The sequence below is a fragment of the Lentilitoribacter sp. JB5-8 genome (assembly GCF_055693385.1).
Window position 1 is genome coordinate 2,132,420 of the sequence record NZ_CM146332.1, and the last position, 21,350, is coordinate 2,153,769.

A 21,350-nucleotide genomic window follows, 5' to 3' on the forward strand; every position below is an offset into this window, starting at 1 on the left:
AATTAGTTCATTGAAATCGTGAGTGAAATTTCGTCCAGAGCAGATTTAAACTCATCGCACGCAGCTTCACCTTTGGGTGTGATCTGATAGATACCTTTTATCTCAGTTGGGGCGCGTTCAAACCAGCCATAATGATCATCGGCCATGATGTTTCGTGCCTTTTCAACGCCCAAAGATTTTGCAATCACGCTGGCTTTTGTCGGACCATTAACAGAGAGATATTTAAGGCAGCGCAAAGCATCTTGCCGATAGGCGGTTATGATATGTGATTGACGAGAAGCACCGCCTTGCGAGGGGTCACCCACGCGGCGCGCAAACTCGCGCAATAGCCGTGTTTTTTTAACTTTTGATTGCTTAGGTTTATAAGGTGCGGGATCAAGATGCACCTCAACAAATTCATCTTTTAAACGCACAGTGATGAGACCTAAACCTAATCTTCGACAGAGATTTTTATTGTTCTGCAGCGACTTTAAAAAAGCGCGACCTGAACCTCGCGGTACAGCAATGTAAACCTGATCAGATAGGGCCTGCCGATCAATGCCTTGGTGAAAAAGTGACAGCGAAAACGCAGTTTTTAATTCAACGATAACGGGATCTTCGGCTTTACCATCTTCTCCCAAGCGGACGCCCACAACGTCGGCTTTGCCGATTTCCCCCTTCACCTCATAGCCTTGCCCTTCAAGTAGTGTTTTGATGGGAAGGTAAAGATCAGTTTCTTTAGGCTTTGTCGAAGTTTTCGATTTGGGTTTGGTTGGTTTTTTGGCCAAGGAGAGCTTTCATAGAATCACAATGTAATCGAAACTATATCACGCGCCACCAAACATCCCGAGCCAGACAAATTCATAAATCGCTGCACAAAACCCGATGGCAACGAGAATATAGCCGGCAATCAAAAACCAATTTTGTGGAAGACTGTCCAGATAGGCACGAAAGCGAGCCCATTCTTTACGAATAAATTTCTGTTTCTTCTCGGGCTGGGTCATCGATCGGCTTTCAAATAATTTCACCTGAAGAAAGAAATTCGCATCTCTCAGGTGCATATCATATTTTAGTTGTTTGCGTTTGGATTGCAACGCATGGCGTGGCTTGTCAAACAGCATTTCGATACCTAAATTACAATCATATTGAGTAAGAAGTTGCAAATTATGCATTCTGCAAGTTTTGTCGCTTCTGGTTTTAATGAGAACCGATACATTAAAATTTTGGATAAAGTCGAAATACGACAAGGGGCGCAAGAATGGATTTCGGACAAGCAATTTCCACCTGTTTTAAAAAGTTTGCAGATATTAATGGTCGCGCACAGCGCTCTGAATATTGGTGGTTTTTTCTATTCAATTTCATCATAAATGTTGGAGCGACCGCTCTGTTTGGCGATGGGTTGATTTCGGTTTTGATCACGCTTGTTCTTATCGTACCTGCCATTGCGGTGGGCGTACGCCGTTTACATGATACAAATCGGTCCGGCTGGTGGATGCTTGCATTCATCATTCCATTGCTAGGCCTGATTTTAGCGCTGTTCTGGCTGACAAAGCGCGGCACGGTTGGGCCCAACCAATATGGCGACGATCCACTAGGTGGATCTGCTGGCGAGCAAACCTATTATAACGATTATGACGAGCGAAATGACGCGCGCAATGATGATCAAATGTTCCGTGGTAACAATGAGCGCGCAAATGATGTTCGCGCAGAAGAGCAAAATGCGCCGCGTGAAGAAAAAGCACCAGAAGGCCCCTGGGCTGATCGCAAACCAAAAGCTGAAACCCCTGAGCCACCCAAACAAGTTACAGAAGAGAAAAAGCGCAAGATCGAACCTCCGCGCTTTGGCCGCGATGCCCGCAAGAAGGACGATTGATAATAAGCATCTTGAAAAATCTGTGATCTAGGCCTCGTCAGTAACCCGCGTTGCGACTTTTAAAAGCTTTCGAAAGCGTGTGCAGTCGAAATGGCTGTCATATGGACAGTTGGCTACATGGCGCAACATGCGCGCTAAATTTTCAAGCCGTTGTGCCTGTATCTCTAAATCTTTCGCTTTCTGAACCAATTTACCGCGGGGCAGGGATGTCGTCACCGGTCTTTGCAGCAATGCGCCGATTTCGCTCAGCGTAAATCCAGCTGATTTTGCCAGGGTAATCAGGGCTAGTTCCTGAATAACGCCAGGCTCATATTGTCGGCGTAATCCATTGCGAGACACGGCGGAAATAAGGTTCCGTTTTTCATAATATCGAAGTCCAGACGTGCTGACACCTGAGCGTTCAGCAACGTCTGCAATGTCCATCAATTTTTCCATAAATATACCCTTGACTTGAACTTAGCTTCAAGTTGTAGGCCGTTCTTTAAGCGAAAGCAAGAGGATGAAAAATGGAAACAAGAGACAACAAAACCGCCCAAAAACACGTATCAAAAGCGCTGATTGGGCCAAGCATGTCGGTGATATTAGCCGCTCTTGGAATCAGCTCTGCAGCGGTGATTTTACCGCAATTATCGAACGAGTTTCAGGGGGTGCAGCTCGAGCCAAGTTTAGTGGTTTCAGCTTATATTTTGGCTGTGACAGCGCTAATTGTACCCGCAGGTCGCGCAGGTGATATATTTGGAAAGCGCAATATACTGCTCTGTGGGCTGATATTGTTTTTATCGGGAATATTATTTTCGTATTTTTCCTCAACGCTTTTGCAACTTGTTATGGCCCGATTGCTACAAGGAGCAGGGGCTGCCGCTATGATGGCAATGCCCTTAGCACAAGTGCGCGAGATTGTTCCCAGAGATCAAACTGGCAGGTGGATGGGGATTATGGGCACAATGTCGGCCATTGGAACAGCATCGGGCCCTGCGCTTGCGGGGATCATTGCCAGCCAATTTGACTGGCGCTTTGTCTTTTTGTTTCAAGTGCCCATAACTTTGCTGACACTGACATTTTGTATTCTTTACTTAAAGTGCGGCAAAACAACAAATAGCCAGTCTAAAATAGACTATGCAGGCGCTTTGGCGCTTATTTTGTTACTGTCGTTTTTTGTGCTGTTTATGTCAGACATTAAGGCGGGGATTGATAAAGGAGCTGTGATTCTTCTTTTTCTGATTAGCGTAATGTTTGCTGCATTTTGCTGGATTGAAAAACGAGCCTTAACGCCTTTAATTCCCACGGCACTTCTTAAATCCATGCATATGCGCATCAGCCTTATTATGAATGCGACCGTTTCGTTGATTATGATGGGAATACTCATCGTTGGGCCGTATTTTTTAACGTTAGGTTTGGGCTTAACAACCGCGCAAATGGGATTGGTGATGTCCGTGGGGCCGATAACTTCTGCGTTTAGCGGGGTGCCTGCAGGTCACTTAACAGAAAAACAAGGTGTTCAAAAAATACTTGTCATCGGTCTTTCGGGCATGGCAGTTGCCACAGCTGCAATGGCAGGACTACCATATATGTTTGGGTTAACTGGCTTTATTTTAGCGTTCATGTGTTTAACACCCAGCTACCAGATCTTTTTAGCCGCGTTAAATACATCGGTGATGGAAAATACCTCACAACAAGATCACGGTGTGACATCGGGGCTGTTAAATTTAAGCCGTAATTTTGGTTTCATTTTAGGCGCAAGTATCTTTAGCCCAATATTTTGGTTCATCGCGGAGTTTAACAATGTGCAGGAGTTCGAACCGAAGCATATTTCAACCGCTATGGCTGGCACTTTCATATTCGCCTTTATATTGATTTTATGCGTATCGCTATTGTGGTGGATTTCAATAAAATATCGAAAAAAGCTATGACGAGCGTCCAATTGGCTTAGCGGAAAAACCTCTTATCGATTTGCCCATTTCTCTGCAAGCCAGGGAGCGATTGCAATAAATCCTACGATGACGGTCAGTCCAATGAGGACATAGAGGAAGTCAACAGTGTATAGGATGGTAAGACACACAATACCCGTTGCAGCCAGACCAATATAAAATGTTCGGCTTCGCCCTTTAAAAATTGCATTAAAGCGGCGTTCAAAGAAAATGAACATCACCAAAAGAGCAAGGCCAAGCACAATAGTCAGGATTTTAGTTAGCAAGGCGAGTTTCCTTATCGTAAGTTCAGCCCATGTTTTACCCATAATTTGTAATTTTGAAAGCTAAGAATTAAGTCTGGCTTGTAGCGAACAAAAAGAAAAGACCAATCATAGTGGCGCAGGACAACGGATCAGACGATTTAATCAATGAAGCAGATGTAACTTTATTGGAGATCACGCAAGCGACAACCGCTGTCTTTGCAGATCTGTATTTTCGTATGCCTTTTTTGTTTTTCATCAAACACGGTGAGAAAAAAGTAACATTGTCTAATGGAGATGAGTTTTTGGGTAAAGCAGGGGACTTAATGGTGTTTCCCGCAGGTGCATCGGTCACAATGGAAAATCGCCCCCTATATGACAAAAACTATCGTGCAGATGGTGTCGGGTTTAATATGCGGCTGATTGATGAGGTGTTTTCTGATCACCCGATCAGTGCAAATAAACACGAAGTTCATGTTCTCCCCGGTGAAGTGCATCATCCTTTTGATATGTTAGATTTAATCAAAGAGACATTAAACCACGATAAGCTCCCCACCTTTGTTCGCCATCATAGACTATGTGAACCGCTCTTATGGCTTAAACACAAAGGTATTATCTTATCCACTCAAAGTCATTCTCAACCTTTGAGTAAAATCCGCCAAATTATTGAGCAAGATCTCAGCCATGCATGGCGCGCGCATGAAATAGCGCAAATCCTAGCCATGAGTGAACCGACCTTTCGGCGGTGGCTGGCAAAATCTGATCTTAGTTTTTCCAAGATATTAAATAATTCTCGTTTGGAATATGGATTAAGCCTGTTGCAGACAACAGATATGCAAATATCTCAAATCGCGCTGGAATGTGGGTTTAAAACCCCGTCACACTTTTCTGATAGTTTTCGAAATAGATTTAATATTGCGCCCAAAATGATTAGATTTACTGAAATATGATCGAATTTCGATAGAAGTTGAGTGTTTCTCGGAAGCGCGCAAACTTATGTTTTCCTAGATTAGGTTTATAACAAACCTTACAAAGGAAGAACACATGAAACTATCATCTATATTAGCCTGCACCGCTTTATTTGTTGGGCTCACAGCAACTGCATCTGCCGCTGATTTTAAACTACAAAGCCAATCGATTTCAGAAGGCGCACAATTAACGAGTGAGTTTGTCTTTCAGGGATTCGGCTGTGAAGGGGGTAATTTGTCTCCGCAACTTTCATGGGAAAATGCGCCCGAAGGCACCAAGAGCTTTGCCGTGACAGCTTATGATCCGGATGCGCCAACAGGTTCTGGGTGGTGGCACTGGAACGTCGTCAATATCCCTGCAAATGTGTCATCACTAGAAATGGGTGCCAGCGGTACGGATAAAATGCCTCACGGTGCGCTTGAAATTACTAATGATTATGGCGCGCATGGCTTTGGCGGTGCATGCCCACCTCCGGGCGAAGTTCACCGCTATATTTTTAAAGCTCATGCGCTGTCGGTTGAAAAACTCGAACTTCCAGAAGGTGCAAGCAATGCACTTACTGGCTTTATGATCGGTGCTAATACAATAAAAAGCGCAAATATTACAGCGGTTTACAATCGCTAAGGTTTGAGCTGTTCAGCGTTGAACTTCATAGCCCCGGTGCTGCTGAGCATCGGGGTTTTCTAAACTCGAAGATCCCAAAAATGTCACATGAATACCATATGAACAACACTTTCATGCCGCATTCAAGCGCTCAACTATAAAACATAAACATCGCAAATTAACGGGATGAATTTCCCGCCAAATGAAGGATGAAGTTTATGACTGACATGACATTAGAATTGAGCCCGAAAGACATTATCAGAGAGATTGTCATCACAGGCTTTATCGGCACGCTTCTCGTGCTTCAGATTATCCAAGTTGTTGGATAGCAATAGCGAACTTCATTTTCCCGAATAATCCTCCCGCATTATTCAGTGGCCCGCATCCTCTCCCAGATGCGGGTCTTTTTTTATCTATAATCAAGCATCCAGCATCCACTTAAATTTCCTTAACACAAGATGAACGCGCCCTTCAGATAACGTTCAAAGCAGTTTTGCTAAAACTCTCTTCATCAGATTATGAAACGAACCAGAGGGTGACAAAATGAAAAAGACGACTTTAGTAGCAACAACAGTATTAACCGCGCTTATGGGCCTTAACATTGCGCAAGCTGGCAATATCAAAGCACCGACTGAAGCTAAAATGAAGGTAACGGACGTGACTTTGGCGATCAAATCTCCTGCATCAAATGCATGCCCAGCGCAGGGTAAGATGAAAGCTTGGATTAAAACTAATAAACCTGGCCAAGTGAGCTATTTCTTTGCACGTCAGGGCCAAAATCCAGGTGCAATGAAAATCGCAAATGCTGTGAAAATGGGTAACAATTATATGGTTGAGTTGGAGCAAAACCTTTCAATCCATCATGGGATCGACACCAAATATCGCTTGTTTGCCAAAGGTGCAAACGGCCAATATGAGAAAAGCATGTGGGTACCGCTTAAGGCAAACTGCACGATCGGTTTAGGCGGAAATGGAAACTTTCAAAGCTAGGATCATCGATCCGCGCATGTTTAATCACAAACCATTCGTTTAGCCCGTTTATCCTTTTAGGGCTAAACACCAGCGTGGTGTTTTGATGTAAGACACAATTGGCGCCAGCCGAGTTAGGGATGTCAAAACGTATTTTGTGGGTACGAAAGACATTAAGACACCGCGCATTTTAAATTTACCATCAACCAACTTCATACTGGCTGGTTACAAGACCACTTTCAAACACTTGTGTCTTTATATGTTTAAGATCGATATCGCGATCTAAATCACCAAAAAGCGTCAGGCCGGAACCAATTAAGATTGGAATACGGGTAAGTGTAATGTCGCTTATTAATCCCTCTCGTAAAAAGCTTTGGATAATCTTTCCACCATCAATATAGGCACGAACCCAGCCGCGATCTTCAACCATATTCATCACGTGGTCAGGCGATAGATCTGTGAGTTCAACCTTATCCTCAAGTTCACTGGGAACATCTTCTTGTGTCAACGACTTACTCATCACGATAACCGGTTTTTGATAGGGCCAATCGGTAAAAGCAAGCAGGGTTTCAAACGAGCCGCGACCCATAATCAAGCCATCTATGCTTTCAATAAAGTCATCATATCCATGGTCTTCACCAATGGTGTCCTGTTTCATTAGCCAATCCAGACGATGCTCAGGATCATCTGTTTGACGCGCAACATATCCATCAAGGCTGGTCGCAATAAAAACGTGTCCAGTGGTCAAAATAGTCTCCAGTTACAACCAAAGTCAGCTCTCTTAGCATTAATATGAGGTCCTGTACCATTAGGTCTTTGACGCAAGGCTTGATGTTTGAAAGAAAACCATGTTAAAAATAAGAAAATAATCCTAAATTACTGGTCACAACAGGTCAAATGAGATATATATGTAACCATAGCGGTTCGCGTGTATATGCGCAGAACCTATGAATAACGTCCGATCACCAAAATTTTAGTTGTACAGCAGCCACATGGCAGTCTAACTGTTGCGCAAGGGTGGACTATAGGAAAATATGAGCGATAAATCAGCTAATCATGATTTTGTACAAGTGCTTCACGATGTTGAAAATTGTGAATTGCGTGATCGGCCTTGTTTTTTTGATTTAACCCCCGAGCAGCAAGAAGCTTTTGGCAACGGCGTGGGGCCGGATTGGTTCCCTGAGTGGCTGAGATATATCATTACCCATTGGGTGTCTTGGTTTTTTCAGGACGCATCATGGCGCCATCACGATTTTGGCTATCGCATGGGGCATACTGAAACCCATCGTCAACATTATGATCGATTGTTTCTTCATGCCATGTTGCATGATGCGCGACGACAAAAACGCGGTTGGTTGCGCTATAGCAAGATGACTTTAGCCGTAATTATGTCCTACTTCTTTTATCTATGTGTTCGCACATTTGGTCATTTCTTTTTCAATTATGACCATGGCTATGATTATTCGGTCTTGGATGTCGAAGTTCCAAAAACCGATCAAGACGACAAAAACACAGCTTAACGCGCGCTTCTTCATTGAGATCCCACATTAGATTGGTTTGCGTCCATGACGCACTCATTGGCTTAAAGCGGCGCTCGCACGCTCCGTTTTAGCTAAGGGTCTGCCACAAACCATTGCGGCAAACAAAAGCTGGTGACGCTCCAATACCGGCTCAACATATATTGCGATCATTTTTTAAAAAAAGTCAGAGCTCAATTGGCTGAACAGGAGAACATATGAGCAAAAGCACGATTACTGAATATTCCAGTGACCCTAACCAAAATTCAGATTTAGCTTTAAATGGTGTTTTGGTCGATGGCTATGTTGATCTTAGCGCCAGAACGATTATGGCGCATCTTGCACAAACTGATCTGGTCACAAGCGCAAACACGGTTGGCCAGGTTGCTTTTTTTGCCATGCAAAATGCGCCCCTTGGATGGCTCAAAGCAAATGGCGCACTGGTATCGCGCGCAAGCTATGCGCAATTGTTTTCATCAATTGGGACGCTTTTTGGCTCGGGTGATGGAACAACCACATTCCAGTTGCCGGACCTTCGGGGTGAGTTTATTCGCGGTTTGGATGATGGGCGAGGGGTGGATGCTTCCCGCGTATTGGCTTCTTTTCAAAGTTATCAACTGCAATCGCATTCACACACGATAACAGGGCCACCAGGGCACACTCATGGTACCAATTATGGAACCAACACAGTTGATGCAACTTTCACGTATACGCCTGACGCAATTAATAAAACTGAGGCGTATATCGATATTTGGCGTGCTAGCGCAACCGGTGGCAGCGAAACGCGTCCGCGCAATCTGGCCATGCTGGCCTGCATAAAATACTAAGGGTGATTTATGGATATATATAATTTTCATGCGCAAACTGGCGAGTTTTTGGGAGCATCAAAAGCAGATGCTAACCCGTTGGAACCTGGTGAATTTTTAATGCCCGCGCATGCGACAACAAAAATGCCACCAGGATCTGGTGATAATGAAACAGCAGTTTTTAATGGCGAAGAGTGGTTCTTTAAAGAAGATTTCAGAGGCGCAGAATATTGGTTGGATGACAGTTCCCATCATGTCATTACAGAACTGGGGCAAACCATGCCAGAGCACGCGTTGTCTGAGCAGCCGCAAATTTCAGCTGTTTCAAAACGCATTGGTGAATTTAGGGACTTTATGACGTTTTTCACAGATGATGAGCAACTTGCAATTGTCGCAGCCACACAGACAGACCCAAGTGTAAAATTATGGTACGACAAAGCCATAGGCGGCAAACAATTTAGCCTTGATCATCCGGACACAATTGTTGGTATGCAAGCGTTAGTGAGCGCTGATTTAATCACAAAAACACGCATGGACGCTGTTCTAGCAAGCGACTTTAATTACTAAAATTTAGGCGTTTTTTACCCCGCACAAATCCCCGAAAATTCCGGAGAAAATAATGAAAACCTCAGAACGAGGGTTGGCTGAAATTGCCGCCCACGAAGGCATTGTCATGTCTAAATACAAAGATAGCGTCGGTATTTGGACCATTGGTATCGGCCATACAAAAAACGCCGGTTCCCCAGATCCGTTGAAGATAAATGGAAACTTATCGCTTGAGCAAATCATGCAAATATTTGCCCAGGATATCAAAAAGTTTGAAGCGCGTGTTGCAAAAGCGTTTACGCGGAAATTATCACAAACCCAATTTGATGCAGCGGTATCATTCGATTTTAATACCGGTGGCATTCATCGCGCTTCTTGGGTGCGGCAGTTTAATCGAAAAGAAGATGAGGCTGCGCGTCATTCATTTATGAAATGGCGAAAACCACGAGAAATAATCCCGCGCCGTCAAGCAGAATGCGATCTGTTTTTTGATGGGAAATATTCAAGCGATGGTATCGTCACTGTCTACGAAGCTACCGGGAAAGGAAAAGTGCTTTGGTCAAGTGGTAAACGCGTAACCCTTCCGGTTTTTACAGCATCAGATGCCACTGCGCTCTTGTATGAAAAACAATCAAATCAAGCGGCAAAAACAATGCATTCTATGTTTTTAACGCTTCCGATAATAGCAGCTGCGGGGTTGGTTTTTTGGAAGAATATTGCACATTTTTTCAATGGGTTAAAGTGAATATATGAATCATTTTATCAAGCTTATGAGAGCGGTAAAAGGCTTTCGCACTTTTACTGTCAACATATTGCTCACCATCATGCCTGTTTTGGAAATGAATGAGATGATTGATATCTTGCCCGATGGTTATGAAGCAAAATATGCCATCATGATTGCGCTGGTAAATTTATATCTGCGCACTATCACAACAACACCTTTAGGAAAATCATGATTGAGCACATTATAACTTGGCTAACAGGTGGAGCGCTTAGGGAACTCGGTGCGCAAATAAACAACGCTTATCAGGCTAAATTGTCTGCACAAAATGACCATGCACGCATAGAAGCGGATCAGCAGATTAATAAGTTACAAGCTCTGCAATCGGTTTTGATTGCAGAACAGAAAAACATGATCACCCGATGGATAAGGCCAGCATTTGCAGCGCCATTTGTCATTTACAATTTCAAAATCATTGTCTGGGATAAAGTTTTGAAATGGGGGTCAACGGATCCGTTATCACCGTATTTTTGGCAATTACAAATGATAGTTTTTGGTGCTTATTTTCTCACCCGACCGTTTGAAAAGCGTTTGTAGCGCATTTTGATAAGAGAGGATTGCAAGAATGGAAATTGCCATCAAAGATTTCATGTATTTTCTTGTGCTTGTCGTTGGCATCACAGGTTCTCACTTTATGCTGCGCGCACGTGTTATGGTGTTGGAGGAACGCTCGAGAAACCACAATGACCAGTTTCAACAAATTCTTTCCGCATTGAAAAACCTAGAGGATAAAATTGACCACAAAGCGGATCGATAAACCACGAAAATGGTGCTGATAAATTCATCCCTCTATAAAGGTGGCATGATCCTTTTCACCACGTTCGCAATCGTGTTAGTATTGCCAGATGAGCACTCCAAAACTCGCATTTTGGTTCGATTTTGCATCGACCTATTCCTACCTTGCCGCCATGCGAATTGAAGCGCTTGCGGCAAAAAAGAATGTTAAGATCATCTGGCGCCCGTTTTTACTTGGGCCCATCTTTAAATCTCAAGGGCTGGAAACATCACCGTTTAATGTATTTGAAGTAAAGGGCAGACATGTATGGCGTGATCTTGAACGCCAAGCGGAGTATTACCAATTACCCGCCTTTACCAAGCCAGATCCATTTCCACAAAACGGGTTGTTGGCGGCGCGTATTGCCAATGAAAAATTAGCTGAACCTTGGGTCACACAATTCATCAAATCAATCTTCTCTGCACAGTTCACTAAAGGTGCTTCAATCACAGATGAATTGATCATCAAGGTATTGGACGAGCTTGACCAACCAGGCGTAGAATTACTCGCCCGAGCGAAAACAGATCAATACATGAAGGATAAATTGCGCAGCGCAACGCAAGAGGCGCAAGATATCGGTTTGTTTGGTGCCCCGAGTTTCATCACACAAGATGGTGAATTGTTTTGGGGCAATGATCGCTTAGAACAAGCGCTCAATTGGGCAGGGCGTTAAGCGCCCCAGATTTATTTTCCAATCATTAATGCCCAAATTTATACAATAGTCCGACGGACCCAGTAAATTGGTTTTTGGTTTCAATCACTGGGCTATCAGCTGCATCACCAATAAGGCGAGAATATTTGCCACCCAGTTTCATCGTCCATTTTGGTGCAATGGCAATGTCAGATGACACACTAAAGTTGACATCTTTAAAACCTGCGCTCGGATCATATGCTGTTAAACCCGCGCTTGATGTTGCAGCTTGCGCTGATGATACGCCAAAAAACGTGTCCATATAATCATTTGATGAATAGGTTGCGCCAATACCTGCTGTGACTTCAACAGCTTCTGATAAAGCAAGCTTCGTCGATGCACCCAGCTTTAATTGGCCGCCTGTATCATCACCGGTAAGCTGATCAACATAGGACGCGTCAAATGTAAATCCGTTTGTTGTATAAGCACCATAGCCACCTAAGACCAACCCGCCATCGATATCTCCTAGGCCACCAAGCAGATTACCATCTGTTTGCTCTCGCCCACCGCGATAACCTGCAACTGGTCCAAATTCAAACCCGTCAGCTCCTAGGAGATTAAACCGGATATCATCAAGACCTTTAAAGCGAATGCGCGAACCAAATGAGCTGGTTTCAGCGTCTGAGGCTGAATGAGGGATGACAAGCGGAAAGCCAATCGCTTTGTAGCTTTTAGAGCCTTCATATTTGGGTGCAATAACTGCCATCCCGCCAAAGCTGAATGAAAGCCCTTCGGCGTGCACGACCTGCGCGCTGGCAAACATCATTGGGACCAATAGACTTGTGCTCATTGCAATTGATTTTAAGTTCGACATGAAAACTCCAGTAACGATCATTCATACAGCGCATAGATCGCCGATTGTATGGATATGGGGGTGCTAACCATATGCACCTGTTACGAGACTATGAAAGAAATAGATCGTATTTTAAATAGTTTTGAAGCTCTTTGGTAAACGAAGTATTAATATAAAGGCGTGTGGTTTTGGGTGGTTAAGGCAAAATATCTTTTAAAATAATCTAACTTAGCATAATGATTTGGTGGTTAGGGGGTAACCCAACCAATAAACTTTTGAAAACTAGCCGCGTTGTTTGCGAAGTCTTTGTCCATTAATCACCATGACCGATTAGACACTCCAATTGATGGGAAGTTTTAGTTCAATGAACCATCCAGATTTCAAGCTAAACTATCAGCAAGTGGTTGAGCAATTGGATTTAATGGAAGCCTTAGCTGACTTTGATCCGGTGGTAATTGGCACCCCGCCGCTTGGTATTGCGATCAGGGGAAGCGATATTGATATTGCATGTAGGGCGCCAGAATTGATGGATTTTAAAAAGTTTGTAAAAGCAAAGTTTAGCCATCATGACAGGTTCGAAATGCATGAGGTTAAGCATCTAAGCGAACCCGCCTGGGTGGCGAAATTTCACGCGCTTAATTGGGACATTGAATTGTTTTGCCAAACTCTGCCAACTCCTGAGCAATGGGGAGTTCGGCATTTTTACATCGAACAACGCCTGCTCAATTTATGTCCTGATTTGAGGCCTAAAATTATTGCACTCAAGCAAAGTGGTGTCAAAACCGAGCCCGCATTTGCCCAGCTTCTTGCGCTTAAAGGGGATCCTTATAAAGCCATACTCGAATTGGAGATGTGGCCCGATGATGATATTGTCAAATTAACATCACCTTTCGCATCGTAAATGGCCATAAAAGGGGAAAGCAATTGGCAGTTAAACGCATTGTATTCGATATCGCGACGTCCTCAGTAGACGATGTGAAGCAATTTTATATTGAGCTGTTCGAGCTTAACATTGCGATGGATCAGGGTTGGATAGCAACACTTACGTCCGGCGAACTCGCTCCGATACAGCTTAGTATCGCAAGCGAAGGCGGATCTGGTACACCCGTTCCCGATGCCTCAATTGAAGTTGATGATGTTGAAGATGTATATGCGCGCGCCAAAACAATGGACATTGAGATTGAATATGAGCTCACCGATGAACCTTGGGGCGTGCGCCGTTTTTACTTTCGTGATCCCACCGGCAAACTTATCAATGTATTGATGCATACCTAGCCAAATTAGCTAGCTTCCTTACGTAGCATCATCAAGCCAAGCATCATGATCGCCAAGATTGGTAATGCACTCATGGCGACAATTGTCCAAGAGAACGTGGTAACAAGCACACCTGATGAGAATGAGGCGAGTGTAAAAGCAAGCGCTACACATGTATCATTAACCCCTTGCATTTTAGCGCGCTCATGCGGCTTGAGAGAGATCGCAAGCAGGCTTGTTGCGCCGATAAAGCCAAAATTCCAACCCACACCCAAAATGATTAGGCTTGAATAAAAGTGGTGAATCTCAATTCCTGAAATCGCAAGTCCCGCTGCAACAGCTAACAACGCTAACCCAGCCATGATGACATTATTGACACCGAACCGTTTAATGATCAGGCCGGTGACAAAGCTTGGTGCAAACATGGCAATCACATGCCAGCGGATGACATCACTTGCATTGGCATCGGTAAACCCGCAAGCAACCATAGCAAGGGGTGTTGGTGTCATAAGCAAAACCATGATGCCTCCAGATACCGAAGCTGCAGCCACCGCTAGTGCAACGGATTTACGCGAAAGAACATCGCGAATGGACACGTTTTGCGCATTTGTATCATCCTTTACCTCTACTGTTGCAAAGCGTGTGAACAAGACCGGTAGAACGCCGATAATTGCAAGTGGGATAATTGCAAAATAAGCGCCAGCGAAGGAAATGGGAGCAAGGAGATCTTTCGTTTGAACAAAAATCTCTGGGCCTATCAATGCCGCGAACAAACCCGAGGATAAAACAAGCGAAATCGCGACGGGCTGCCAAGATTCTGAAACAACCTCCGCAGCGGCAAAACGGAAATATTGAAAACCGGCAAGCGCTGCACCTAAGCTTATATGCGCAAGTATCAACAGCCAAAATTGCCCGTAAATTAATGCAGCACCACCCATCATGCCGCCCAGCGCGGCAAGAACAGCACCTAATGTAAATCCGAGTTTGCGGCCAAATTTGCCCATGCACCAAGCCAATGGAGCCGCAGCAAACAAACCAGACAACATGCCCATCGAAAAAGGCAAGGTTGAAAGCGCAGGTGAGGGTGTGAGCATCAATCCGGCCAATCCACCAAGCACAATGAGCATTGGCATTGCAGCACCCAAGATCGCATTAGCAATCAAGATGAGAATAAAATCGATATTGCCGCGTTGTGAAATTGCCGATGCGCCTGTCATTTTAAATACCTTATATTGAATTTGACAACACTCTTATAATCGATCATGAATTTGTCTTAAATTGATATTTGCAATCAAATATTGACAAAATACGTTAATCTAGGACGAGTAAAGTACGTTTAAATGATCATCTCGCTAAACAATATGCAAGAGCCACGTCTGATCGATGTCTTTATCTATAATGGTATGAATATTTTAGATGTTGCGGGTCCCGTTCAGGCGTTTTCATCAGCCGTTGTTAAAGATAAATTTGCTTATAAACATCGCTACCTTTCACTAGATGGCAACCCTGTGATTGCATGTTGTGGTATGCGTGTACAAGCCGATGGCGCGCTGGGTGCAGAACAAATTATCAACGATCTGTTGGTGCCCGGTGGTTATGGCGTTGATAAGTATTTTTCAAATCCAAAACTGCAAAAAGCTTTCAACTTATATGCGCAATCTATTGAAAATAACCGTATTATATCAATATGTTCAGGTGCATTATTGCTTGCCGATGCAGGTTTATTAGATGGCATGGAAGCCACCACACATTGGGGGCGAGAGGCACAAAGCAAAGAACAGTTTCCATTAGTTGATTGGAATTTAGATAAAATCTATATCGCTCCTTACGATGATAACCGAAAAATCTATACCTCAGCTGGGGTTACCACAGGGATAGATTTAGCTCTATCTATTATTGGGCAAGACTTAGGTGCAAAGGCTGCACTTGATGTTGCGCGAGAACTGGTGGTTTATTTAAAGCGCTCAGGTGGTCAAAGTCAGTTTTCAAATTACCTCATTCAGCAATATGAGGCCAAGTCATCTGGTAAGGACGCAATGGCCCGCCTCGTGGAAGAAATCAATCATAAGCCAACGCTTTCTTGGACTTTGAATGTGATGGCCAAATTCACGGCTATGAACGCACGCACATTAACACGCAAATTTCAAAATCAGTTTGCGCTCACACCTGTGGAATTCGTCGAACAAGTCCGGCTTGATAAAGCGCGCGAGCTTCTGTCACAAGGATTTGTGCTCAAACAAGTCGCCAACTTGTCAGGTTTTGGCGATGTGCAACGTATGCGCAGGGCATTTAAACGCCGATTGGGCGTAACGTTGCAGGATTATGTGAAAGGGTTTGGGTGAGGGAAGTTGTGGGTATTTAAAACTTAAACTTGTGTGTTAAATACTGCAGGCGTAGCCTATCTGTTGGAGGTTGAATATGCAGAAACACACAAATTTTTGGATTGGCTTTTTTGTAGCTGTGATGCTGTTGGTTCCTGCACTTCTTAGCGCATGGGGTGTAGCACAGAATTATGCTGAACAAATGGTTGCGTTCATTATGGGATTGTTAATATGCGGGATCTTAGTTTTGGTAACAATGGTCTTTTATCGAGATCGTATTCTTAGGAAAATAACGGGAAGTGCTAGAAGCTCAATTCAGGATTTATCCAAGGAGGCAATGAATACTATCGCAGCAATTGCTGATAATAATAAAGAAGCTACGATTACTCATTCTGGTAATCTCGTTGGTGCGGGAGTGGCTTGGTATACATGGTCTGGTTTTTATAAATGGGTTATTAATACCTGTGTCGCTTTGTTGGTGGGGTTTGGAGCATTTACAGGTACTGTGCTGCTATTTGAACAAAATAAGAAGTTGGAAACTCAAAATACAAAACTTGAACAACAAACCCAACATTTTGAAAAGCAAACTAATTTGTTGGAAGATCAGAAAAATCAACTCATTGCACAGAATGATTTGCTGCAAGGTCAGACTGATCAACTTGTAGCACAAAACGCTCTAGCAGGCCTTAATATGGTGTCGAATCTACGGGAAAGATTTCGTTCAGCTGGTATAGTTAAGCCAAATTTAGAGGACTACCCAGAAACAATAGGATCTTGTAACGCAAATTTTAAGTCAATAGAATTGAAACTACCTGCAAATCCGTCCGAGATCGAAGCGATTAGATTGCTCGCAGAGGAAAGCTCTGTTGCACTCAATTTGCGTCGATCATTGAAAGTTCTATTACGGGACACAGATTCAGCGGTCAAATATGCTGCTCTGAGTGTGTTAGATCAAGTTGATGATGTGCCGCCGGATACTATAATTGAGCTTGAAAATCTATATGTGTCAGATGACATTGATCTTCCTTATTATACACAATTAAAGTCGAATGCGGAAATCGTTTTTAAACGATCTGTTATCGAAAACTTTTTTTGTAAGAACTGTAATTTAGTAGTCGTACAGAGTATTTTAAATGGACTGCCGGGAAAACTTAGTACTTTAAACGAGTCTTTTTACATGCCGCGTGGTGAATCAGATATGATGGTGATGCCTAACCAGAGCGTTGAGAGCATTGTTTATAATCTTGCACATATATCGGAACCTCCTCTATTCAATGATAGTTCCGATTATACATCCGTAGAAATTAGGTTGAGTCCAAACTCTCTGAACGTCGAAAGAAGTTATGCAACGACGTATCATTTTGCACAAACATTTTGTGAAATAGCAAACGCGGCGTCAACAAATAATCCATTTCTAACGGTATCAAGATAAATTTAATCTAGAATTCACTCAGGCATCGGAATGGCGCCGGTATCCTTTGGAACCTTATACCCCTTTATAAATCCAGGCCGTGCGGCGAGTTGTTTATACCAGCGGCAAACATTTGGATAATCATTAAGATCAATGCGGTGGTAATCAAAACGCGAAGCCCAGGGCCAAATAGCAAAATCAGCTATGGATAATTCGCTGACCAAAAACTCTGACTGCGAAAGTTGTTTATCCAAAACGCCATAAAGTCGCTTCGTTTCGGAGTGGAAGCGTTTTTCAGCATATTCCGATGTACCGGGTTTAAACTGCAAGAAATGGTGTGCTTGACCAATCATTGGGCCAAAGCCCCCCATTTGCCACATCAACCATTGTGTCATTTCCCAATATTCGGGCGTGCCATAATCGGGTGAAAATTTCCCTGTTTTTGCAGCCAAATATTGCAAGATGGCGCCGGATTCAAATAGAGCAAAATTGCCATCAGTAATGGCTGGAATTTTGTTATTTGGTGCAATTTTCAGAAATTCTGGTGCAAATTGTTGATCTTTACCAATGTCGATGGAGACAGATTTATAGCTTAATTCCATTTCTTCCAATGCGATTGAAATTTTACGCCCATTGGGTGTGGACCAGCTGTAAAGTGTAATCATGTGTGCCTCCCGCAAATAAAATAATACCCCACTATGGCAAATAGATTGGCAAACGCAAAGCCGATTTATCTGTTTAACATAACGGCAAGGGCGTTAACGCGTCTCAATTAATGTCTCCCACGGTAGATATTGACACTGTTAAACCCTCAAAATAGGCTCCTGTTTTATGAGCGGGATGAAGACAAAGCTAGATTATTCATTAACAGGTGAAGCTGCAAAGCGAGCTGTTGAACAAGGTTTGGATCATATCAGATGGTATAGAACAGATATCGACAAGAAAACGCTCAAACTGCTTATGCAGCGCAAGGATGGCCCCGCCATTCGTGATACAGCCATTTGGTTTTTAACGCTTGGTATATCTGGGTTAGGTGCGATTGAAACTTGGGGAACTTGGTGGTGTGTCCCATTCCTTTTTATCTATGGTGTTATGTATGGTTCTGCCGGGGATAGTCGCTGGCATGAATGTGGTCACGGCACTGCATTTAAAACATCATGGATGAATAAAAGTGTTTATCACATTGCATGCTTTATGATGATGCGAAACCCTGTGGTTTGGCGTTGGTCGCATACCCGACATCATGCTGATACCGTTGTGGTTGGGCGCGATCCTGAAATTGCTTTGATGCGACCAGCGGACTTAATGCGCATAGCCCTCAATTTCTTTGGTGTCTTGGATAGCATAAATGGCATAAAGGACATGTGCCAGATCGGGGTTTTCGGTTTAAACACTTCGCAAAAGACTTTCGTGCCGCAAGGGCAGGTCAAAAACGCGGTATTAGCCGCACGCATATGGATTGCAATTTATGCTCTGGTGCTTGTGGGCTGTATTGAAACTGCGTCTGTTTTACCACTTATGTTGATTGGTTTACCGCGTCTTTATGGAGCCTGGCATCATGTATTAACCGGGTTATTACAACATGGTGGTCTGGCTGAAAATGTAACCGATCACCGCGCCAATACGCGCACTGTGATGATGAACCCAATTAGTCGATTTATCTATTGGAACATGAATTATCATATTGAACATCATATGTTTTTAATGGTGCCTTATCACAAATTGCCAACATTGCATGACTTGATCAAACATGATTTACCAACGCCAGATAAGTCAATTTTAAATGGCTACATGCAAATGTGGCCAGTACTTTTAAAGCAGCTTAATAACGTCAATTATTATCTCATTCCGCAATTGCCCATTGGGGCAAAACCATACACCTGCAAATTTCCTCAAATGTGATCTGAGTATTAATTTATTCCGAAGGGGTGGTTTTTTCTTTCAAGAATGCGATCAAATCTGCGCGCTGCTCGTCCTTTTTAAGTCCAGCAAAGGCCATTTTCGTGCCTTTTAAGAATGCGCGTGGTTTTTTTAAATAACCATCCATGCTCTCATCATCCCATACAATGCCAGACTCAATCATCGCCTTTGAGTATTTATAACCTTCCAATGTGCCTGCTGCACGACCAAACACACCATAAAGAGAAGGCCCAACCTTGTTTTTTCCCTCTTCAAGCGTGTGGCAAGCTGCACATTTTTTGAAGACTTTTTCACCTTTTGCGACGTCAGCTTCTGCCATTGCATGTGTGGAGATAGCAAGAAGTGCGCTAAGTGCAAGCATAGTAATTTTCATCGTTCGACCTCGTTTTTAAGTATGCAAAATACTTATTTCAATTTCTAGGCGCCTTCGAGAGAGATTATTGTCGCACGCCCATGAATGTATCTAACAACAGTAACGGTAGATAAAATTGATTTGCATCAAAGACTGCATAAAATATTCGGATAATTTAGCTATTCCGCGATGGTTTTATCTTTCATATAGGCGATCAAATCATCCATTTGTTTTTCCTTTTTAATACCGCCAAAAGCCATGCTCGTTCCTTTGATATAGTCTTTCGGTTTGGTGAGAAATTCGCGCATGTTTTCTTCATCCCACACAATGCCCGAAGCGATCATGGCGTCAGAATATTTCACACCTTCTACACTGCCAGCAGTCCGGCCAAAAACACCAAATAAACTTGGTCCTAATTTGTGTTTGCCTTCTTTAACTGTGTGACAAGCGGCGCATTTTTTGAAGACTTTTTTACCTTTTTTAATGTCACCTTCCGCGAGCGCTGAAACATTTAGTGCCAGCAAAGTAGAAAGAGTAATTGTTATGAGTTTCATGATGTTACCTTTGAAATCGAATTGCCATACGATCGGAAAATGGTTGGATTTTTGGGAGAGCGAGGTGGTCAGATCGCACAATGACCACCTCTAGCGCCCCAAATTAGCCCGGGCGGAGCTAATTAGGAGCATTTCTAATTTATTTCTCGAAAACCATACGTACAGATACAGGTGCAGTACGCGTGATGCCGGAAAGGTCTGCAAGCTTCATCAGCACATCAACACCTTCCTCCACACCTAGATCTGCAGTCGATACAAAAATGAAATCAGATGTGGTTACCAACACGCGGGAAGGGGATAGCGGTGCGACAAGCATTTCAGCTTCGATATCAACACTAACCGCTCCAAGGGATAAAGTTGCTTCAATATCAACAAGCCCTGTATCACCCGGGGCGATGTCTTTTACCTCATCCATATCAATTTCACCGGTGATTGTTGCCTCAGCACCACCATTGAAAACATGTTCGGCCATGCGCTCATTGCGAATGTCGATATTGGTTTCTAACGATGTCAGATCGATTTTGATTTCAACCTTCCCATCCTCGGATACGGTTGCAGCCACATTTTCAAAATGGTGAACTTCACCCGCTACATTTTTTTTGATTGAGCCAAAGGCAATGCTGGATTGCTCGCTCACGGATGTCCATGCGCCATGACCGCCGGCCATTGCCGCTCCGCTCGATAATATGACTGCAGTTCCGATTGCCGCACTTGCGAATAGATTTTTGTAAAACATTTTTTCTCCTCCGAGTTAGCTCGCAAGATCAAATGTCTTCATCATTTGCTACATTTAGATCAGTGCGATTATTCGGTGAACGCTAAAGCTCAGAGAATTATTCGATTATTTTTTGAAAAAAATTCGAATTCGGTGAAAGTATCTGATTTTAAAACAAAAAAGAACCGGATACGCCCTCACGTATCCGGTCAAAATTTAAAGGATTTAAATGCTAAACTTACGTAAAATAAGTGAGTTTACGTCTCAGAACACGTTGTTTAAGTACAACATGTGAGGGTGAGTGTGAGGCTGGGGTATTGCGGGGTGCACCCCAGCCTCCTCTCAATGCTC

At 43.4% G+C, this 21,350-nt stretch carries 29 protein-coding genes; 18 read left to right on the forward strand and 11 right to left on the reverse strand.

All coding sequences use genetic code 11. The features are described 5' to 3' along the window. Positions 1-2: 2 nt before the first annotated feature. Both ACZ1GZ_RS10330 and ACZ1GZ_RS10335 read right to left on the reverse strand, forming a co-directional pair. Positions 3-767: a DUF2161 domain-containing phosphodiesterase gene (locus tag ACZ1GZ_RS10330; protein ID WP_472664789.1), complete on the reverse strand. Its 765-nt coding sequence runs from the start codon at positions 765-767 to the stop codon at positions 3-5. Between the two features lie 39 nt (positions 768-806). After that, on the reverse strand, positions 807-1,151 hold the full coding sequence (locus ACZ1GZ_RS10335) for a hypothetical protein (protein ID WP_472664790.1): 345 nt from the start codon (positions 1,149-1,151) through the stop codon (positions 807-809). An 86-nt stretch (positions 1,152-1,237) separates the two neighbouring features. On the opposite strand from ACZ1GZ_RS10335, the gene ACZ1GZ_RS10340 reads away from it, so the two are divergent. Further along, positions 1,238-1,852 (forward strand): DUF805 domain-containing protein, encoded by a 615-nt coding sequence (locus tag ACZ1GZ_RS10340; protein WP_472664791.1) that lies wholly within the window; start codon positions 1,238-1,240, stop codon positions 1,850-1,852. Between the two features lie 27 nt (positions 1,853-1,879). Here ACZ1GZ_RS10340 and ACZ1GZ_RS10345 read toward each other — a convergent pair whose 3' ends face one another. Continuing rightward, a complete protein-coding gene (locus ACZ1GZ_RS10345; protein WP_472664792.1) occupies positions 1,880-2,287 on the reverse strand; it encodes a MerR family transcriptional regulator in 408 nt (135 codons plus the stop codon). Positions 2,288-2,358: 71 nt separating this feature from the next. Here ACZ1GZ_RS10345 and ACZ1GZ_RS10350 point away from each other — a divergent pair, with 71 nt between their 5' ends. Continuing rightward, a complete protein-coding gene (locus ACZ1GZ_RS10350; RefSeq protein ID WP_472664793.1) occupies positions 2,359-3,762 on the forward strand; it encodes an MFS transporter in 1,404 nt (467 codons plus the stop codon). Between the two features lie 32 nt (positions 3,763-3,794). On the opposite strand, the gene ACZ1GZ_RS10355 is transcribed toward ACZ1GZ_RS10350, so the two are convergent. Then, positions 3,795-4,046 carry a hypothetical protein gene (locus ACZ1GZ_RS10355; RefSeq protein ID WP_472664794.1) on the reverse strand — a complete coding sequence of 84 codons (252 nt, stop codon included), beginning with the start codon at positions 4,044-4,046 and terminating at the stop codon, positions 3,795-3,797. Positions 4,047-4,156: 110 nt separating this feature from the next. Here ACZ1GZ_RS10355 and ACZ1GZ_RS10360 point away from each other — a divergent pair, with 110 nt between their 5' ends. The 3 genes from ACZ1GZ_RS10360 to ACZ1GZ_RS10370 all read left to right on the forward strand — a co-directional run bounded on the left by ACZ1GZ_RS10360 (position 4,157) and on the right by ACZ1GZ_RS10370 (position 6,584). Then, positions 4,157-4,972, forward strand: a complete 816-nt coding sequence (locus tag ACZ1GZ_RS10360) for an AraC family transcriptional regulator (protein ID WP_472664796.1) — start codon at positions 4,157-4,159, stop codon at positions 4,970-4,972. Between the two features lie 94 nt (positions 4,973-5,066). Then, entirely contained in the window at positions 5,067-5,615 is a 549-nt protein-coding gene (locus tag ACZ1GZ_RS10365) for a YbhB/YbcL family Raf kinase inhibitor-like protein (RefSeq protein ID WP_472664797.1), read from the forward strand. A 522-nt stretch (positions 5,616-6,137) separates the two neighbouring features. Then, positions 6,138-6,584: a hypothetical protein gene (locus tag ACZ1GZ_RS10370; protein ID WP_472664798.1), complete on the forward strand. Its 447-nt coding sequence runs from the start codon at positions 6,138-6,140 to the stop codon at positions 6,582-6,584. A 181-nt stretch (positions 6,585-6,765) separates the two neighbouring features. On the opposite strand, the gene ACZ1GZ_RS10375 is transcribed toward ACZ1GZ_RS10370, so the two are convergent. Further along, on the reverse strand, positions 6,766-7,311 hold the full coding sequence (locus tag ACZ1GZ_RS10375; RefSeq protein WP_472664799.1) for a dihydrofolate reductase family protein: 546 nt from the start codon (positions 7,309-7,311) through the stop codon (positions 6,766-6,768). A 286-nt stretch (positions 7,312-7,597) separates the two neighbouring features. Between ACZ1GZ_RS10375 and ACZ1GZ_RS10380 the strand changes: the two genes are divergently transcribed. The 8 genes from ACZ1GZ_RS10380 to ACZ1GZ_RS10415 all read left to right on the forward strand — a co-directional run bounded on the left by ACZ1GZ_RS10380 (position 7,598) and on the right by ACZ1GZ_RS10415 (position 11,661). After that, entirely contained in the window at positions 7,598-8,083 is a 486-nt protein-coding gene (locus ACZ1GZ_RS10380; protein ID WP_472664800.1) for a hypothetical protein, read from the forward strand. Positions 8,084-8,298: 215 nt separating this feature from the next. After that, positions 8,299-8,907 carry a tail fiber protein gene (locus ACZ1GZ_RS10385; protein WP_472664801.1) on the forward strand — a complete coding sequence of 203 codons (609 nt, stop codon included), beginning with the start codon at positions 8,299-8,301 and terminating at the stop codon, positions 8,905-8,907. Positions 8,908-8,916: 9 nt separating this feature from the next. Continuing rightward, positions 8,917-9,453: a hypothetical protein gene (locus ACZ1GZ_RS10390; RefSeq protein WP_472664803.1), complete on the forward strand. Its 537-nt coding sequence runs from the start codon at positions 8,917-8,919 to the stop codon at positions 9,451-9,453. A gap of 52 nt (positions 9,454-9,505) precedes the next feature. Then, positions 9,506-10,177, forward strand: a complete 672-nt coding sequence (locus tag ACZ1GZ_RS10395) for a lysozyme (protein WP_472664805.1) — start codon at positions 9,506-9,508, stop codon at positions 10,175-10,177. Between the two features lie 4 nt (positions 10,178-10,181). Next, positions 10,182-10,388 carry a hypothetical protein gene (locus ACZ1GZ_RS10400; protein ID WP_472664806.1) on the forward strand — a complete coding sequence of 69 codons (207 nt, stop codon included), beginning with the start codon at positions 10,182-10,184 and terminating at the stop codon, positions 10,386-10,388. Next, entirely contained in the window at positions 10,385-10,750 is a 366-nt protein-coding gene (locus ACZ1GZ_RS10405; RefSeq protein WP_472664807.1) for a hypothetical protein, read from the forward strand. Before ACZ1GZ_RS10400 ends, ACZ1GZ_RS10405 begins: the two co-directional genes overlap by 4 nt. 28 nt (positions 10,751-10,778) lie before the next feature. Further along, positions 10,779-10,970 (forward strand): hypothetical protein, encoded by a 192-nt coding sequence (locus ACZ1GZ_RS10410; RefSeq protein ID WP_472664808.1) that lies wholly within the window; start codon positions 10,779-10,781, stop codon positions 10,968-10,970. Between the two features lie 88 nt (positions 10,971-11,058). Beyond that, complete coding sequence (locus ACZ1GZ_RS10415; RefSeq protein WP_472664809.1) at positions 11,059-11,661, forward strand: DsbA family protein; 603 nt, start codon at positions 11,059-11,061, stop codon at positions 11,659-11,661. A 25-nt stretch (positions 11,662-11,686) separates the two neighbouring features. On the opposite strand, the gene ACZ1GZ_RS10420 is transcribed toward ACZ1GZ_RS10415, so the two are convergent. Beyond that, a complete protein-coding gene (locus ACZ1GZ_RS10420; RefSeq protein WP_472664810.1) occupies positions 11,687-12,493 on the reverse strand; it encodes a MipA/OmpV family protein in 807 nt (268 codons plus the stop codon). Positions 12,494-12,836: 343 nt separating this feature from the next. On the opposite strand from ACZ1GZ_RS10420, the gene ACZ1GZ_RS10425 reads away from it, so the two are divergent. Together ACZ1GZ_RS10425 and ACZ1GZ_RS10430 are read left to right on the forward strand one after the other, a co-directional pair. Beyond that, positions 12,837-13,373, forward strand: coding sequence for a DUF4269 domain-containing protein (locus tag ACZ1GZ_RS10425; protein WP_472664811.1), 537 nt, complete (start codon positions 12,837-12,839; stop codon positions 13,371-13,373). Positions 13,374-13,396: 23 nt separating this feature from the next. Continuing rightward, the gene (locus ACZ1GZ_RS10430; protein WP_472664812.1) at positions 13,397-13,747 is read left to right on the forward strand and encodes a VOC family protein; all 351 of its coding nucleotides are present in this window, start codon (positions 13,397-13,399) and stop codon (positions 13,745-13,747) included. 5 nt (positions 13,748-13,752) lie between these two features. Here ACZ1GZ_RS10430 and ACZ1GZ_RS10435 read toward each other — a convergent pair whose 3' ends face one another. Then, on the reverse strand, positions 13,753-14,943 hold the full coding sequence (locus tag ACZ1GZ_RS10435; RefSeq protein ID WP_472664813.1) for an MFS transporter: 1,191 nt from the start codon (positions 14,941-14,943) through the stop codon (positions 13,753-13,755). Between the two features lie 123 nt (positions 14,944-15,066). Between ACZ1GZ_RS10435 and ACZ1GZ_RS10440 the strand changes: the two genes are divergently transcribed. Next, a complete protein-coding gene (locus tag ACZ1GZ_RS10440; RefSeq protein WP_472664814.1) occupies positions 15,067-16,068 on the forward strand; it encodes a GlxA family transcriptional regulator in 1,002 nt (333 codons plus the stop codon). A gap of 76 nt (positions 16,069-16,144) precedes the next feature. Further along, positions 16,145-17,479 (forward strand): hypothetical protein, encoded by a 1,335-nt coding sequence (locus tag ACZ1GZ_RS10445; protein WP_472664815.1) that lies wholly within the window; start codon positions 16,145-16,147, stop codon positions 17,477-17,479. 14 nt (positions 17,480-17,493) lie between these two features. Here the strand turns inward: ACZ1GZ_RS10445 and ACZ1GZ_RS10450 are convergent, their stop codons facing one another. Continuing rightward, the gene (locus ACZ1GZ_RS10450) at positions 17,494-18,123 is read right to left on the reverse strand and encodes a glutathione S-transferase family protein (RefSeq protein ID WP_472664816.1); all 630 of its coding nucleotides are present in this window, start codon (positions 18,121-18,123) and stop codon (positions 17,494-17,496) included. 166 nt (positions 18,124-18,289) lie between these two features. On the opposite strand from ACZ1GZ_RS10450, the gene ACZ1GZ_RS10455 reads away from it, so the two are divergent. Next, the gene (locus tag ACZ1GZ_RS10455) at positions 18,290-19,360 is read left to right on the forward strand and encodes a fatty acid desaturase family protein (protein ID WP_472664817.1); all 1,071 of its coding nucleotides are present in this window, start codon (positions 18,290-18,292) and stop codon (positions 19,358-19,360) included. A gap of 13 nt (positions 19,361-19,373) precedes the next feature. On the opposite strand, the gene ACZ1GZ_RS10460 is transcribed toward ACZ1GZ_RS10455, so the two are convergent. From ACZ1GZ_RS10460 to ACZ1GZ_RS10470, 3 genes are all read right to left on the reverse strand, one after another. Next, positions 19,374-19,751, reverse strand: coding sequence for a c-type cytochrome (locus tag ACZ1GZ_RS10460; RefSeq protein ID WP_472664818.1), 378 nt, complete (start codon positions 19,749-19,751; stop codon positions 19,374-19,376). A gap of 158 nt (positions 19,752-19,909) precedes the next feature. Further along, a complete protein-coding gene (locus ACZ1GZ_RS10465) occupies positions 19,910-20,284 on the reverse strand; it encodes a c-type cytochrome (RefSeq protein ID WP_472664819.1) in 375 nt (124 codons plus the stop codon). 139 nt (positions 20,285-20,423) lie between these two features. Beyond that, complete coding sequence (locus ACZ1GZ_RS10470; RefSeq protein ID WP_472664820.1) at positions 20,424-21,020, reverse strand: YceI family protein; 597 nt, start codon at positions 21,018-21,020, stop codon at positions 20,424-20,426. Positions 21,021-21,350 lie beyond the last annotated feature (330 nt).

Bases quoted from the DNA above. Each gene is read 5' to 3' on its own strand.
- ACZ1GZ_RS10335 (WP_472664790.1), bottom strand. From the start codon at position 1,151: ATGCATAATTTGCAACTTCTTACTCAATATGATTGTAATTTAGGTATC.
- ACZ1GZ_RS10340 (WP_472664791.1), top strand. From the start codon at position 1,238: ATGGATTTCGGACAAGCAATTTCCACCTGTTTTAAAAAGTTTGCAGAT.
- ACZ1GZ_RS10345 (WP_472664792.1), bottom strand. From the start codon at position 2,287: ATGGAAAAATTGATGGACATTGCAGACGTTGCTGAACGCTCAGGTGTC.
- ACZ1GZ_RS10350 (WP_472664793.1), top strand. From the start codon at position 2,359: ATGGAAACAAGAGACAACAAAACCGCCCAAAAACACGTATCAAAAGCG.
- ACZ1GZ_RS10365 (WP_472664797.1), top strand. From the start codon at position 5,067: ATGAAACTATCATCTATATTAGCCTGCACCGCTTTATTTGTTGGGCTC.
- ACZ1GZ_RS10370 (WP_472664798.1), top strand. From the start codon at position 6,138: ATGAAAAAGACGACTTTAGTAGCAACAACAGTATTAACCGCGCTTATG.
- ACZ1GZ_RS10380 (WP_472664800.1), top strand. From the start codon at position 7,598: ATGAGCGATAAATCAGCTAATCATGATTTTGTACAAGTGCTTCACGAT.
- ACZ1GZ_RS10385 (WP_472664801.1), top strand. From the start codon at position 8,299: ATGAGCAAAAGCACGATTACTGAATATTCCAGTGACCCTAACCAAAAT.
- ACZ1GZ_RS10390 (WP_472664803.1), top strand. From the start codon at position 8,917: ATGGATATATATAATTTTCATGCGCAAACTGGCGAGTTTTTGGGAGCA.
- ACZ1GZ_RS10395 (WP_472664805.1), top strand. From the start codon at position 9,506: ATGAAAACCTCAGAACGAGGGTTGGCTGAAATTGCCGCCCACGAAGGC.
- ACZ1GZ_RS10400 (WP_472664806.1), top strand. From the start codon at position 10,182: ATGAATCATTTTATCAAGCTTATGAGAGCGGTAAAAGGCTTTCGCACT.
- ACZ1GZ_RS10405 (WP_472664807.1), top strand. From the start codon at position 10,385: ATGATTGAGCACATTATAACTTGGCTAACAGGTGGAGCGCTTAGGGAA.
- ACZ1GZ_RS10410 (WP_472664808.1), top strand. From the start codon at position 10,779: ATGGAAATTGCCATCAAAGATTTCATGTATTTTCTTGTGCTTGTCGTT.
- ACZ1GZ_RS10415 (WP_472664809.1), top strand. From the start codon at position 11,059: ATGAGCACTCCAAAACTCGCATTTTGGTTCGATTTTGCATCGACCTAT.
- ACZ1GZ_RS10420 (WP_472664810.1), bottom strand. From the start codon at position 12,493: ATGTCGAACTTAAAATCAATTGCAATGAGCACAAGTCTATTGGTCCCA.
- ACZ1GZ_RS10425 (WP_472664811.1), top strand. From the start codon at position 12,837: ATGAACCATCCAGATTTCAAGCTAAACTATCAGCAAGTGGTTGAGCAA.
- ACZ1GZ_RS10435 (WP_472664813.1), bottom strand. From the start codon at position 14,943: ATGACAGGCGCATCGGCAATTTCACAACGCGGCAATATCGATTTTATT.
- ACZ1GZ_RS10440 (WP_472664814.1), top strand. From the start codon at position 15,067: ATGATCATCTCGCTAAACAATATGCAAGAGCCACGTCTGATCGATGTC.
- ACZ1GZ_RS10445 (WP_472664815.1), top strand. From the start codon at position 16,145: ATGCAGAAACACACAAATTTTTGGATTGGCTTTTTTGTAGCTGTGATG.
- ACZ1GZ_RS10450 (WP_472664816.1), bottom strand. From the start codon at position 18,123: ATGATTACACTTTACAGCTGGTCCACACCCAATGGGCGTAAAATTTCA.
- ACZ1GZ_RS10455 (WP_472664817.1), top strand. From the start codon at position 18,290: ATGAGCGGGATGAAGACAAAGCTAGATTATTCATTAACAGGTGAAGCT.
- ACZ1GZ_RS10460 (WP_472664818.1), bottom strand. From the start codon at position 19,751: ATGAAAATTACTATGCTTGCACTTAGCGCACTTCTTGCTATCTCCACA.
- ACZ1GZ_RS10465 (WP_472664819.1), bottom strand. From the start codon at position 20,284: ATGAAACTCATAACAATTACTCTTTCTACTTTGCTGGCACTAAATGTT.
- ACZ1GZ_RS10470 (WP_472664820.1), bottom strand. From the start codon at position 21,020: ATGTTTTACAAAAATCTATTCGCAAGTGCGGCAATCGGAACTGCAGTC.